Annotated in this window: 14 protein-coding genes; 5 read left to right on the top strand and 9 right to left on the bottom strand. The window is 70.9% G+C overall.

The window, feature by feature from the left end; genetic code table 11:
• Positions 1–88: 88 nt before the first annotated feature.
• The 4 genes from ACFY1U_RS33150 to ACFY1U_RS33135 form a co-directional block, all read right to left on the bottom strand.
• Entirely contained in the window at positions 89–1,819 is a 1,731-nt protein-coding gene (locus tag ACFY1U_RS33150; protein WP_390697841.1) for a fatty acyl-AMP ligase, read from the bottom strand.
• 506 nt (positions 1,820–2,325) lie between these two features.
• Entirely contained in the window at positions 2,326–2,766 is a 441-nt protein-coding gene (locus tag ACFY1U_RS33145; protein WP_390697840.1) for an Lrp/AsnC family transcriptional regulator, read from the bottom strand.
• 51 nt (positions 2,767–2,817) lie between these two features.
• Positions 2,818–3,702, bottom strand: coding sequence for an aminotransferase class III-fold pyridoxal phosphate-dependent enzyme (locus ACFY1U_RS33140; RefSeq protein ID WP_390697839.1), 885 nt, complete (start codon positions 3,700–3,702; stop codon positions 2,818–2,820).
• Positions 3,699–4,166 carry a hypothetical protein gene (locus ACFY1U_RS33135; RefSeq protein WP_390697838.1) on the bottom strand — a complete coding sequence of 156 codons (468 nt, stop codon included), beginning with the start codon at positions 4,164–4,166 and terminating at the stop codon, positions 3,699–3,701. Before ACFY1U_RS33135 ends, ACFY1U_RS33140 begins: the two co-directional genes overlap by 4 nt.
• 192 nt (positions 4,167–4,358) lie before the next feature.
• On the opposite strand from ACFY1U_RS33135, the gene ACFY1U_RS33130 reads away from it, so the two are divergent.
• On the top strand, positions 4,359–5,600 hold the full coding sequence (locus tag ACFY1U_RS33130; RefSeq protein WP_390697837.1) for a cytochrome P450: 1,242 nt from the start codon (positions 4,359–4,361) through the stop codon (positions 5,598–5,600).
• Between the two features lie 120 nt (positions 5,601–5,720).
• Here ACFY1U_RS33130 and ACFY1U_RS33125 read toward each other — a convergent pair whose 3' ends face one another.
• The 3 genes from ACFY1U_RS33125 to ACFY1U_RS33115 form a co-directional block, all read right to left on the bottom strand.
• Positions 5,721–7,256: a helix-turn-helix domain-containing protein gene (locus tag ACFY1U_RS33125; protein ID WP_390697836.1), complete on the bottom strand. Its 1,536-nt coding sequence runs from the start codon at positions 7,254–7,256 to the stop codon at positions 5,721–5,723.
• Between the two features lie 113 nt (positions 7,257–7,369).
• A complete protein-coding gene (locus ACFY1U_RS33120) occupies positions 7,370–8,551 on the bottom strand; it encodes a GDSL-type esterase/lipase family protein (RefSeq protein ID WP_390697835.1) in 1,182 nt (393 codons plus the stop codon).
• 16 nt (positions 8,552–8,567) lie between these two features.
• Positions 8,568–9,146, bottom strand: a complete 579-nt coding sequence (locus ACFY1U_RS33115; RefSeq protein ID WP_390697834.1) for a TetR/AcrR family transcriptional regulator — start codon at positions 9,144–9,146, stop codon at positions 8,568–8,570.
• A gap of 71 nt (positions 9,147–9,217) precedes the next feature.
• Here ACFY1U_RS33115 and ACFY1U_RS33110 point away from each other — a divergent pair, with 71 nt between their 5' ends.
• From ACFY1U_RS33110 to ACFY1U_RS33095, 4 genes are all read left to right on the top strand, one after another.
• Positions 9,218–9,715 carry an FBP domain-containing protein gene (locus ACFY1U_RS33110; RefSeq protein WP_390697833.1) on the top strand — a complete coding sequence of 166 codons (498 nt, stop codon included), beginning with the start codon at positions 9,218–9,220 and terminating at the stop codon, positions 9,713–9,715.
• A gap of 9 nt (positions 9,716–9,724) precedes the next feature.
• On the top strand, positions 9,725–10,345 hold the full coding sequence (locus ACFY1U_RS33105) for an L-threonylcarbamoyladenylate synthase (protein WP_390697832.1): 621 nt from the start codon (positions 9,725–9,727) through the stop codon (positions 10,343–10,345).
• A gap of 126 nt (positions 10,346–10,471) precedes the next feature.
• Positions 10,472–11,227 carry a dienelactone hydrolase family protein gene (locus ACFY1U_RS33100; RefSeq protein WP_390697831.1) on the top strand — a complete coding sequence of 252 codons (756 nt, stop codon included), beginning with the start codon at positions 10,472–10,474 and terminating at the stop codon, positions 11,225–11,227.
• Between the two features lie 170 nt (positions 11,228–11,397).
• Complete coding sequence (locus ACFY1U_RS33095; protein WP_390697830.1) at positions 11,398–12,597, top strand: glycoside hydrolase family 64 protein; 1,200 nt, start codon at positions 11,398–11,400, stop codon at positions 12,595–12,597.
• Between the two features lie 60 nt (positions 12,598–12,657).
• On the opposite strand, the gene ACFY1U_RS33090 is transcribed toward ACFY1U_RS33095, so the two are convergent.
• Both ACFY1U_RS33090 and ACFY1U_RS33085 read right to left on the bottom strand, forming a co-directional pair.
• Positions 12,658–12,795, bottom strand: coding sequence for a hypothetical protein (locus tag ACFY1U_RS33090; RefSeq protein WP_390698075.1), 138 nt, complete (start codon positions 12,793–12,795; stop codon positions 12,658–12,660).
• Between the two features lie 16 nt (positions 12,796–12,811).
• Entirely contained in the window at positions 12,812–12,946 is a 135-nt protein-coding gene (locus ACFY1U_RS33085; protein ID WP_390698074.1) for a hypothetical protein, read from the bottom strand.
• Position 12,947 lies beyond the last annotated feature (1 nt).

Raw genomic sequence — 12,947 nt, 5'->3', positions numbered from 1 at the left:
GCTTGGGAGCGTGACGGAGCCACCGACAGCCGAACGGGCGGGCGGAGTACGGGAGTTGCTTCGCAGGGCGGCGCGGACGTGCGTGGTGTCAGCGCGCGGTGGGTGCGGTGACCGACGCGAGGGAGCCGGCCAGGTGGGCCGTCCGAGTCGCGTGGCGCTGGATCTTCCCGCTGGAGGTCTTGGGGATCGTGCCGGGGTGCACCAGGACGACCTCGCGGACGGACAGGCCGTGGGCCTCGCCGAGCGCGCTGCGGACCAGGTCGGTGATCTTCTCCGAGTCGCCCGCGGCATCCGGGGCCACCTCGGCGACGAGGACGACCTGCTCCCCTTCGACTTCCGCGTCGGCGGGGACGGAGAAGGCGGCGGTGCAGCCGGGGCGCAGGGCCGGGTGGCACATCTCGGCGGACAGCTCCAGGTCCTGCGGGTAGTGGTTGCGTCCGTCGATGACGATCAGGTCCTTGAGGCGGCCGGTGACGAAGAGTTCGCCGTCGCGCAGGAATCCGAGATCACCGGTGCGCAGGAAGCGGCCTTCGCGGCCGGGCAGGGTGGCGCGGAAGGTCTCGCGGGTGGCCAGTGCGTTGCGCCAGTAGCCCTTGGCGACGCTGGCTCCGCTCACCCAGATCTCGCCGACCTGCCCCTCGGGGAGTTCCGTGCCCTGGTCCGGGTCCGCGATGGTCACCGTGAGGCCGGGGCCGGGACGGCCGCAGCCGACCGTGGCCGCGTCCGCCTCGCCGGCGTGTGGGCCGAGGTCCTGGGCGGCGAGGAGAGTGGGCGGGGCATCCACGGCGGCGCCGGTGACCATCACGGTCGCCTCGGCGAGGCCGTAGCAGGGGTAGAAGGCCTCACGGCTGAAGCCCGCCGGGGCGAAGGTCTCGGTGAAGCGGCGCAGGGTGGCGGCGCGTATGGGTTCGGCGCCGTTGAAGGCGACTTTCCACGAACTCAGGTCGAGGCCGTCGACGAGTTCGTCGGTGGCGTGCTTCAGGCTCAGTTCGTAGGCGAAGTTGGGGCCGCCGCTGGTGTGCGGCCGGTAGCGGCTGATGGCCTTCAGCCAGCGGTCGGGCTGCTGCAGGAAGTGCAGCGGGGAGAAGAGGGTGGTGGTGAGGCCGAGGTAGACGGTGTTCAGGACCGGTCCGATGAGGCCCATGTCGTGGTAGACGGGCAGCCAGCTGACGACCAGTTCACGGCCGTACTCCTCGATGACTTCCGGGGTGTGCCCCATCCGTTCGGTGATGATCCGCTCGTTGTCGAGCAGGTTGCCGTGGGTGACGGCGACGCCCTTGGGGGCGGAGGTGGAGCCGGAGGTGTACTGGAGGAAGGCGACCGAGTCGGGGCTGAGGTCGGGGGCGCGCCAGGCGTCGGCGGCCTCGTCGGGGATGTCCTCGGTGGCCAGGCAGGTGATGTCGGCCAGTTCGGGCAGGTGCTCGGCCATCCCGGCCAGCGCGGTGACCACGTCCCGGCCGCCGAGGATCACCTTGGCGTCCGCGTCGGCCAGCAGACGCCTCATACGGGTCAGGGCGCGGTGGTTGTGCGCCCGGCCCTGCGGGGGCACGCCGGGCACGGCGACCACACCGGCCGCGAGGCAGCCCAGGTAGTCACTGATGAACTCCAGGCCGGGCGGGTGCAGCAGCATGGCGCGGGAACCGGTCAGCCCGCGCTCCTGCAGCCAGGCCGCGACGGCTCGGGAACGGCGGGCGAGCCGAGCGTAGGTGATCTCCTGGATCTCTCCGTCGCAGTCGCCGGAGACGAGGTAGCGGTATGCGGTCCGGTCGGGCTGTTGCGTGGCGTGCTCGGTCAGTAAGTCGACCAGGGAACGGGCCATGGGAAGAGTCTCACCTGTCTGAATCGGTGGGCGGGGAACTGGAGTTCGAGGGCCGCGCGACACATGTGCGCAGCAGCCGCGAGCGGCCCGGCCCCCTTGCCGGACTGTGCGACTCGACCATCCGTCCAGGGAGTGCGACACGCCGGCCCCCCCCGTGCCCCGTACGACTTGCTACCGGCGAGTAGCACTGTAGCAACTCTGTTCGGCCCGTCGACCCGAACTCTGTAAACGCTCGGTATCAAACGGGAGTTGGACATACGGAAGACCCGGCCGCCCGTGAGATGCACGAAAGGCCGGGCCTGCGGGCGGGAAGCCGGTGTCAGCCGCCGTTCAGGCGTCCGCGCAGCAGCCCCTTGCCGATTTCCGCGCCCTTGCGGCTGTCCGCCTGGGCCTTGCAAAACAGTCGGTACCCGTCACGCCGCCGGTCTCCGTGCTGCTGGTCATGCGGGCCTCCTCCAGCGGTAGTCCTTCCGGGGCCGTCCGAGTACCCGTCCCGCACCGGGCAATCAGCCGACGTCCCACAGGAAACGGTGCGTGTGGATGCCGAAGTACGGGAACGACTGGATCTGCCGGACCCCCTCGATCGGCCGTACGACGTCGTTGACGAAGTCCAGCAGTTCGCGCGGGCCCGACGTGACCACCTCGGCGAACAGGTCGAAGCCGCCGGAGGTCAGCACGGCGTAGACGACCTCGGAGCGAGCGGCGAGTTCGTCGGCGACCGCGCGCGGGTCGCCGTCCACGCCGATGCCGAGCAGGGCCATGGCCTGTCCGCCCATGGACATCGGATCGGTGACGCCGACGACCTGCACGGCCTTGGTGTCCAGCAGCCGCTGCAGGCGCTGGCGGGCCGCGGAGGCCGAGAGGCCGACCTTGGGGCCGAGGTCGGCGTAGGCGATGCGCCCGTCGGTCTGCAGTTCGCGCAGGATGGCCCGGTCGATGTCGTCCACGTGCGTCGCTCTCCTTGTTCCGGCCGGCTTGCCCGGTCCCGTCGGTGCCGCTCAGCCGGCCAGGGCGGCCAGGGCGGCGGCGAAGACCTCGGTGTGGGTGTCGACGTCCTGGTCGGTGGTGTCCGGGCACATGAGCGCCATGTTGTGGAACGGGGTGAGCAGGATGCCCCGGTTGGCCAGGTAGAGGTGGAGGAAGTCCTCCAGTTCGGGGTCGCCGACGGCCGCGGACTCGGTGCCGGTGCGGGGCGCGGGCGAGGCGAAACGGTACTCGGTGCGGGCGCCGAGACGGCTGACCGACCAGGGCAGGGCGTGGGCGTCGATGCCCGCGCGTACGCCCGCTTCGAAGCGTTCGGACAGTTTGGCCATGCGGGCGAACGCGTCCTCGGTCAGGACGTGTTCCAGCGTGGCGCGCATGGCGGCGACCGACAGGGCGTTGCCGGCCAGGGTGCCGCCGACACCGCCCATGTCGACCAGGTCGAGGTCGGCGCGGCCGAGCAGACGGTCCGCGAGCTCCGCGGACAGGCCGTACGCGCCGGCCGGGATGCCGCCGCCGATCGCTTTGCCGATGGTGAGCAGATCGGGCTCCAGGTCCCAGGCTGCGGTGCAGCCGCCCGGGCCGGCGGAGAAGGTGTGGGTCTCGTCGTTGATGAGCAGGGTGCCGTGGCGGCGGGTCAGCGCCCGGACACCCGCGAGGTAGCCGGGCTCGGGCAGCACGATGCCGATGTTGGTGAGGGCGGGCTCCATCAGGACGGCGGCCACATCGCCATGGGCGAGTTCGCGCTCCAGTTGTTCCAGGTCGTTGAATTCCGCGACGCGGCTGGTCAGCGTGACGTCACAGGGAGCGCCGACGTTTCCGGGGCGGGCCGCTCCCCGGCCGTCGGGGCCGACGACGATGAGGGACTCGTCGACGCTGCCGTGGTAGCTGTAGCTGTTCACCAGGATCTTGGGGCGGCCGGTGACGGCCCGGGCGAGCCGGATCGCCCACGGTTGGCGTCCGTCGCCGTCAGCGAGAAGCTCCAGCGGGCGAGCCCGAAGCGGCGGGTCAGTTCGGCACCGACCCATTCGGCGTCCTCGGTGGGCAGCATCGCGGTGGCCCCGCCCAGATCGGCGAACCGGCGCTGCACCGCATCGGCCACGACCGCCGGGGAGTGACCGGCCATCGCTCCGGTGTCACCGAGACAGAAGTCGACGTACTCGTGCCCGTCGATGTCCGTGACACGGGCGCCGCGGGCGGTGGCCAGGTAGCGGGGAAAGGCACCGGCCGTCTTGTTCATCCACGTCATCGGCACGCGCCCGAAGAGGTGCTCGGCCCGCCCGTAGGCGTCCCTCGAACGCGGGCAGCGATGGGCGGCCTCCTCCTTCTCACGGGCGAGCAGGTCCTGCAAACGGGCGCGGTCCATGAGATCCCCGAACTCTGAGCACGACAGAACCCGCGGAGCGTACGACGAAAATCACTGATCAGACAAGAGCACGCAGCGGAATCTGTTGTCTTGGCGATCGAATCACGCGCTCTGGACCAGCACGGTCCACGGATGGCGGAGAATCGCTCAGCCGTACGAGAGTGATCGGTGACGGTGTGTACCGTGCCGCGAGTGACCGTCACCGACCGCACCGACCGCTTTGTCATCGACCCGTTCGGCGCCGACATCCCCGGTGAGAGTGCCCGGCTGCGGGCCCTCGGCCGGGTCGTGCCCGTCGAGCTGCCGGGCGGCATCCCCGCCTGGGCGCCGACCGGCTACGACAGGCTCAGGGAGCTGATCCTCGACCCGCGGGTCAGCCGGGACCCCCGGCTGCACTGGAAGCTGTGGCCCGAGATCGGTGAACACCCCTCCTGGGGCTGGATATTGGGCTGGGTGGGCGTGGTCAACATGCTCTCCACCTACGGCGCCGACCACGCACGGCTGCGCAAGCTGGTGGCGCCGAGCTTCACGCACCGGCGGACCGAGAAGCTGCGGGCACGGGTGGAGGCTGTCACCGCGGAGCTGCTGGACGCGCTGGCGGCGGACGGCGCCGGCCGACGGGTGGTCGACGTCAAAGCGGCGCTCGCACAGCCCCTGCCCATGCGGATCATCTGCGAACTGTTCGGCGTGCCGGACGAGCTGGTGGACGACACGCGACGGCTGATCGCAGCCATCATGGACACCTCCGACCCGAGCCCGGAGGCTGCCGCGTTCGTGCAGCAGCAGATCGGGACGGTGCTGCCGGCCCTGATCGCCCACCGCAGCCAGCACCCGGCGGACGATCTGACCACCGAGCTGATCAGGGTGCGGGACGAGGACGGCGACCGGCTCAGCGACGAGGAGCTGCTGTACACGCTGCTGCTGGTGATCGGTGCCGGGTTCGAGACCACCGTCAACCTCATCGGCAACGCGGTCGTCGCCCTGCTCCGGCACCCGGAGCAACTGGCCGCCGTGCGGGCCGGGAAGACCGGCTGGGAGGCGGTCGTGGACGAGACGCTGCGGGTGCACCCGTCGATCGCCTCGCTGCCGCTCAGATTCGCCGTCACCGACATCGTCGTCGGCGACGTCACGATCCCGGCGGGCGACGCCATCATCACGACATATGCTGCCGCGGGACTGGATCCCGCGCACTACGGGCCGGACGCGGACGTCTTCGACGCGGCACGCGGGGCCGACGACCATCTGGCGTTCGGCATCGGTGTGCACCGGTGCATCGGCGCTCCGCTCGCCCGGGCGGAGGCGCTCACCGCTCTTCCGGCCCTCTTCGAGCGCTTCCCCGAGATGCGACTGGCCGTCCGCGAGGACGAGTTGCGGCAGGTGCCGTCGTTCATCGCGTTCGGCTGGCAGGAGGTGCCGGTGCTGCTGCGCGCGTAGAAACGCAAGGGGGCCCGACCGGTCCCCCGTTCCGGTCGTGGCCCCCGCGGTCCGTCGAACTTACGTGCCGGGTGGTTCGGTTGTGAACCGCGTCGATGCCCGCTGCGGTGTCCGCACGGCTCACCTGTGCACAGGTGAGTCCGGATGGTCCCGGTTCGCCCGGCGCAGATCGGGCTGGTCGAGGTCACCGAGGGCCAGATGGGCGAGGACGACCTCGTACAGGTCGCTGCCGGCGGCGAGCAGTTGCCGTTCGAGGACGGGTTCCGCGCTGCGCACGTGCTCCCGCACCGTCTGCGCGTGGACGCCCAGGATCTGTGCGGCGCGTTCGGCGTTGCCCCCGGCTGCGATCCAGGTGCGCAGGGTACGGCGCAGATCGCGGGCGTCGGCGTCGAGGCGTGCCAGCAGGTCGCTCGCCCAGGTGCGCAGGGCGGGGCCGGCCAGCAGTTCGCCGAGCCGGGGGTGGCCCGTTGCGAAGGGGCCGGTGTCGTGCGGTTCCGTCGCGAGGCCCATCCAGGTGTTGAGCGCGAGGTGCACGACGGCGCGGGCGGCGAGATCGGAGAAGTCCGTCTGCAGCAGGGTCTCCACGCGTTCCATGCGGGCGCGGACGGTGTTGCGGCTGACGCCGAGCACCTTGGCGGCGTTGACGGCCGTGAACTCCAGGCCCAGCCGGGTGGTGGCGAGCAGTTCGGCGCGGGTGTGGTGCGCCAGGGTGTCCAGCGGGCGCAGCACGTGGGTCGTCCAGCCGTGCAGGTCGGCGGGGTCCATCAGGCGCTCGGGGTGGGTGCGTTCGGCGTACACGGCCTGCTTGTCGGGCCGGAAGCGGGCGACGGCGAGCGCGCTGACGGCCTGTCCGTAGGCGGTGGCGGTACGGGCGAGGCTCTGCGGGGCGCTGCCGCCGAGGTAGGTGCCCGGCCGCCGGCCGATCAGGGAGCGCAGTTCCCCCGCGGCCGTGTCGTCGGGAGCGACGACGATGACGTGTGCATCGACGGCGGGACAGCGCACGACCAGAACCTGCTCCTCCGTCGCGGTCAGGCACTCCTCGGCGAGGTCGTCGCGGTCCTTGGCGCAGCCCTCGAGGACGTAGACGCAGGCGGTGTCGGTGTCGAGCAGTCCGGGCCACAGACCTGCGGCGACGCGTCGGGCGGAGACGGTGTCCTCGACCATCAGCAGTTGCAGGATCGCCAGGCGCAGATCGGAGGTGGCGCGTTGCAGACGGCGTCCGGCGGTGGTCGACTCGCGTGCCCTGAGCAGGAGTTCGACCACCTGGGCGGTGTGGGTCACGATGTCGGAGGCCCTGCGGTCGAAGGGCGCTGAGCGGGACACGGCCAGTACGCCGACGGGGGCGGGCGGCGGCTGCTCCACCCGCACCAGCCGCAGATGGCGTCCGGTGTCGTCCCAGGCCGCGGAGGCGATCCGGCCGGAGACGAGGTCCGCGAGGAGGTGGTCGTCCAGCGGTTCCGGTGTTCCGGCGAGGAGCCGGCCGGTGCCGTCCTGCAGCCAGGCCGTCCCCTGCACGGACTCCGCGAGCCAGACCACGACCCGGCGGATGTCCCGCCCGGTGGGCCGCAGGTGATCGAGCAGTTCCTGCGCCCATGTAGGGCCGCCGTCGGCGCCCGCCACTCGTACCGGGCAGGCCCCGTCCTTTCGGCCAGCCATCTCGGCCTTCTCCTCGTCCATCGCAGCGACCTCGGCTTTTCGGTCGGGGACGTTACCTCACGGGTGCCCGGTGGCTGCATGCCTACGGGGGGGTGCGACGGGAAGCGGGCCTTTCAGGCGCGGTCGGCGAAGGCGCCGCCCGGGGCGAAGGCCAGTGAGGCGAAGCGTTCGCCGATGCGGAGGTGGGTCTCGGCGTCCGGGTGAAGCTGGTCGGGCAGGGGCAGTTCGTCGTGGTCGGACTCGCCGTAGAGCTCGCGGCCGTCAAGGTAGGTCAGGTTCGGATCCTCGGCCGCCCGCTGGGTCACGATACGGGCCAGCTCGTCCCGGATGACGCCGAGGGCCAGTTTCCCGCTGGCACGTTCTCCCGGATCGCCCATGGCCTGGAAGTGCAGTTGACCGTCGTTCAGGGAAGTGAAGTCCAGGACGCTGGGGCCGGGCGTCTCCTCGTGTATCGGGCACAGGATGGGCGAGACGACCAGCAGGGGTGTCGTGGGGTGTCCTTCGCGGATGGTGTCGAGGAAGCCGTGGACGGCGGGGGTGAAGGCGCGCAGGCGCATCAGGTCGGTGTTGACCAGGTTGATGCCGATCTTGACGCTGATGAGGTCGGCCGGGGTGTCGCGCAGGGTGCGCGCGGTGAACGGGTCGAGCAGGGCGCTGCCGCCCAGGCCCAGGTTGATCAGGTCGACGCCGCCCAGGGATGCGGCGAAGGCGGGCCATGTGGTGGTGGGGCTCGCCGCGTCGGAGCCGTGGCTGATCGAACTGCCGTGGTGCAGCCATACCTTGCGGCCGCTGGGCGGGCTGGGCTCCACGGGGGCGTCGGTGCGCAGGGCGACCAGTTCGGTGGTCTCGTTGTGCGGGAGCCAGATCTCGACGTCCTTCTCGCCGTCGGGCAGGTCTGGGAAGCGGAGCGTGCCCACGGAGCCGGGCTTCGGTTCGGCCGTGCCGGCGACCATGTCGATGGTCACGGTGTTGCCGCCCGGGATACTGCCCCGGCCGGCCGGGCGGCCGTCGACGAGGAGGTCGTAGACGCCGTCGGGACGGGTCGGGGCGCCGACGTAGTCGCGTTTGGTGGGCAGGGCGTCGAGTTCGACGGCCGTCGCGCGGGTGCGGAACGCCAGCCGTACGCCGGAGGGCTGGGACTCGGCGCTGGCCAGCTGCGGATCGGTGCACTGGGCGCGGGCCCTGGCGGGCAGCCGGTGCGGCAGCATGCCGTGTTCGGTGCGCTCGATGTCGAGGGCGCCGCGCAGCAGTTCGGCGGTGACGGGCGTGGTGATCCAGTCGTGCTCGGTGGGCATGTCCTCAGCCTGTCGGTCAAAGGGTCGGGGCGGTGGGCCAGTTGCGCAGGAGGGCGTCGAGGGCGTCAAGGATCCGCATCCAGCTCTCCTGCGAGTCGGGGGCGCTGTGGCTGAAGCCGCCCGCCGTCTCCAGACTCGAGTAGCCGTGGAAGACGCTGCCAAGCAGCCGTACGGCGTGCGTCTGGTCCGGTTCCGCCAGGTCGTAGCCGCGCAGGATCGCGCGTGTCATCCGGGCGTGCCGGACGCCCGCGCTGGCGGCCGCGGTCTCCGGGTCCAGGCGCAGCCGGGCCGCGGCCGAGCGCCCGGGGTGTTCGCGGCCGTAGTCGCGGTAGGCGTTGGCGAAGGCGATCAGGGCGTCCTTGCCGGCGCGGCCCGCGAGGGCGTCGGCGGCCCGGTCGGCGAGCTCCTCCAGGGCGAACAGGGCGATCCGCGTCTTGAGGTCCTGGGAGCTGCTGACATGCGAGTACAGGCTCGCCACCTTGACGTCGAAGCGGCGGGCCAGCTCGGAGACGGTCACCTGGTCGAAGCCGACCTCGTCCGCCAGCTCCGCTCCTGCGCGGACCACACGTTCCGTGGTCAGCCCCATGCGTGCCATGGCCGCCCTCCTTTCTCGCCGGAGCCGATTATGCATTTGCCTAAAGCTTTTAGGCAAATTAGCGTGAGGTTATGGAACCGCTGACCGAGCAAGAGATCCGCGCCGCCTTCGTGAACTGCACCAAGGGCGAGGCCAGGCGCCTGTCCGTCCCGCGCGACCTGGCCGAGCGGCCCTGGGAGGACCTGGACTTCCTCGGCTGGCGCGACCCCCAGGCCCCCGACCGCGCGTACCTCGTCACCGAGTGGAGCGACGGCAGGCCGAGAGCCGTCGCGCTGCGCGCCTCCGGCTCCGCCTGGGGCCGGACACGGCGCAGCATGTGCTCGATGTGCCTGACCACCCACTCCGGCGGCGTCTCCCTGACGGTCGCCCCGAAGGCGGGGAAAGCCGGACAGCAGGGCAACTCGGTGGGCGCCTACATCTGCAGCGACCTCGCCTGCTCGCTGTATGTGCGGGGCAAGCGGGACGCGGGCATCGGGGCGCGGCTGCACGAGACGATCACCCTGGAGGAGAAGATCCGGCGCACCGTGGCGAACGTCGCCGCGTTCGTCGCCAAGGTCGGCACGGCATAAGCTCGGCGGATGGCGAAGTACTTCGACGTGCACCCCGAAAACCCCCAGCCGCGCACCATCGCCCAGGTCGCCGACAGCATCCGCGCGGACGCGCTCATCGCGTATCCGACGGACTCCTGCTACGCCCTGGGCTGCCGGCTGGGCAGCCGTGACGGCATCGAGCGGATCCGGACCATCCGCCACCTGGACGACCGGCACCACTTCACGCTCGTGTGCCAGGACTTCTCGCAGCTCGGCCAGTTCGTACGGGTCGACAACGACGTGTTCCGCGCCATCAAGGCGTCGACGCCCGGCAGTTACACCTTCATCCTGCCGGCGACGAAGGAGGTGCCGCGGATGCTGCAGCACCCGAAGAAGAAGACGGTCGGCGTGCGTATTCCCGACCACGTCGTCACCCAGGCCCTGCTCACCGAGCTCGGCGAGCCGCTGCTGTCCAGCACGCTGCTCCTGCCCGACGAGGAGGAGCCGATGACCCAGGGATGGGAGATCAAGGACCGTCTCGACCATGTGCTGGACGGAGTGGTCGACTCCGGGGACTGCGGCACCGAGCCGACGACGGTCATCGACTTCTCGGGCGGCGAGGCGGAGATCGTACGGCGGGGGGCCGGGGACACCTCGCGGTTCGAGTGAACTCCAGTATCTCCCGAGGCCGGGGGCCCTTTCACCCGGTTGGGTGGCACGTGCAACGATGACCGCGACGGGCCCGTCGGGCCGCATGAGTTGGTCGGCGCCGAGCGCGCAGAGAGGCAGCCCCCCATGACCTCCGTACAAGGAACCACCGTTGACATCCCCACCGCGGACGGCGTTGCCGACGCCTATGTGGCGCACGCCGCCGACGGCAGTGCCCGGCCCGGCGTCCTGCTCTACATGGACGCGTTCGGGATCCGGCCCCATCTGAACTCGATGGCCGACCGGCTCGCCGCAGCGGGTTACACGGTGCTGGTGCCCAACCTGTTCTACCGGCACGGGCGCACGCCCGTCGTCGAGTTGCCCGAGTTCATCGACCTGGCGGCCCGCCCGGAGATCTGGGGCAAGGTCGCCCCGCTGGTCCAGTCCGTCACGCCCGGCCCGGCCATGCGGGACGCGGCCGCGTATCTGCAGTGGCTGGCCGACTCCCCCCTCGTCACAGACGGCCCGGTCGCGCTGACCGGCTACTGCATGGGCGCGCGACTGTCCCTGCTGACCGCCGGCACCTACCCGGACCGGGTCGCCGCCGCGGCCGGGTTCCACGGCGGCCAGCTGGCGACGGAGGACGCTGACAGCCCGCACTCGGTGGCCGAACACATCACCGCCGAGGTGTACTTCGGCCACGCCGACAACGATTCCTCGCTGCCCCCGGAGCAGATCCAGCGCCTGGAGGACGCGCTCACCGCGGCAGGTGTCCGGCACCGCTGCGAGGTCTACCCGGGCGCGCACCACGGATACACGCAGGCCGACACGGCCTCGTACGACAAGGAGGCCGCCGAGCGTCACTGGGAAGCGCTCCTCGACCTCCTCCAGCGGACCTTCTGACAAGCCGCCGCAGGCGCCCGGGGGTTCGTCCCGCGGGCGCCTTTCTTTTCCCTGACGTCGTCCTTATTGACATGCACGCAACTCCGGTGCCAGTTTGAGAGCGCTCTCAAGAACAGGTACGGACCAATTCGGCCCATCCCCTCGAGTGACCCCACACACGGAGGTGGAGCGTGCACCACAAACTCACCCGCCGTCTGACGGCCCCCACAGCCGCAGCGGCACTCATCGCCGCGGTGATCGCCATCCAGGCCCCCTCGTCCGCCGGGGCGGCGGTACCCGACACGATCCCGCTGCAGGTGACCAACAACTCCGGCCGCGGCGACGCGGTCTACGTCTACACGATCGGCACCCTGCTCTCGACGGGACAGCAGGGCTGGGCGGACGCGAACGGCACGTTCCACGCGTGGCCGACCGGCGGCAACCCGCCGACGCCCGCGCCGGACGCGTCGATCGCGGGACCGGCCGCGGGACAGTCGAAGACGATCCGGATCCCCAAGTTCTCCGGACGCATCTACTTCTCCTACGGACAGAAGCTCGTGTTCAAGCTGACCACCGGCGGTCTCGTGCAGCCCGCCGTGCAGAACCCGAGCGACCCGAACCACGACATCCTGTTCAACTGGTCCGAGTACACGCTCAACGACTCCGGCCTGTGGCTCAACAGCACACAGGTCGACATGTTCTCCGCGCCCTACGCGGTGGGCATCCAGGGGGCGAGCGGGAGCACGGCCACCACCGGTCACCTCAAGCCGGGCGGCTACAACGGCGTCCTGAACGATCTGCGCGGGAAGTCCGGCGGCTGGGCCGGGCTGATCCAGACCCGCTCCGACGGGACGGTGCTGCGGGCGCTGGCACCCGGACACGGACTGGAGTCCGGCGCACTGCCGGCATCCGTGATGGACGACTACATCAACCGCGTCTGGCAGAAGTACGCGTCGGCGACCCTCACCGTGACACCGTTCGGCGACCAGCCGAACACCAAGTACTACGGCAAGGTCTCGGGCGGCGTCATGAACTTCACCGACGGCTCCGGCAACGTGGTCACGACCTTCCAGAAGCCGGACGCGGACAGCGTCTTCGGCTGCCACAAGCTGCTCGACGCGCCCAACGACCAGGTACGCGGCCCCATTTCACGCACCCTGTGCGCCGGCTTCAACCGCTCCACTCTGCTGGTCGACCCCAACCAGCCGGACACCTCCTCGGCGAACTTCTACCAGGACGCGGTGACCAACCAGTACGCCCGCGCGATCCACGCGCAGATGGCCGACGGCAAGGCCTACGCGTTCGCCTTCGACGACGTCGGCAACCACGAGTCGCTCGTCCACGACGGCAGCCCGCAGCAAGCTGACCTGACCCTCGACCCGTTCAACTGACGGCAAGGGGCCTCACCCCCGCGGCGGACGAGGGTGAGGCCCGGATCCGCGCGGGCGCGATCAGCCGGTCGTGACGGCGGTGACGTCGACGCTGAGCGTGGCCTTGCAGCCGCTCGGAACGGTCACCGACTGGGACAGCGTGTCGGTGCGGCTGGAGCCGTGGCCGTCCAGCCAGGCGCAGTACGAGCCGCCGTGCACCGACTCACCACTGTCGTCAGATATGGACGCCCCTGGTCGCGGTGCCGGTGGCGCCGGCCGGGCTGTTGATCGACGGACCGGTGGGCAGCCCGCTCGCGGCGTACGTCAGCGAACCGCTGTGGGCACTGCCGGCCGAGATCTGCCGGCTCACC

The sequence above is a fragment of the Streptomyces sp. NPDC001351 genome (genome assembly GCF_042896045.1).
Taxonomy (GTDB): Bacteria; Actinomycetota; Actinomycetes; order Streptomycetales; family Streptomycetaceae; genus Streptomyces.
Note: the sequence above shows the minus strand (reverse complement) of the source record. Positions and strands in the feature narration are given on the sequence as shown.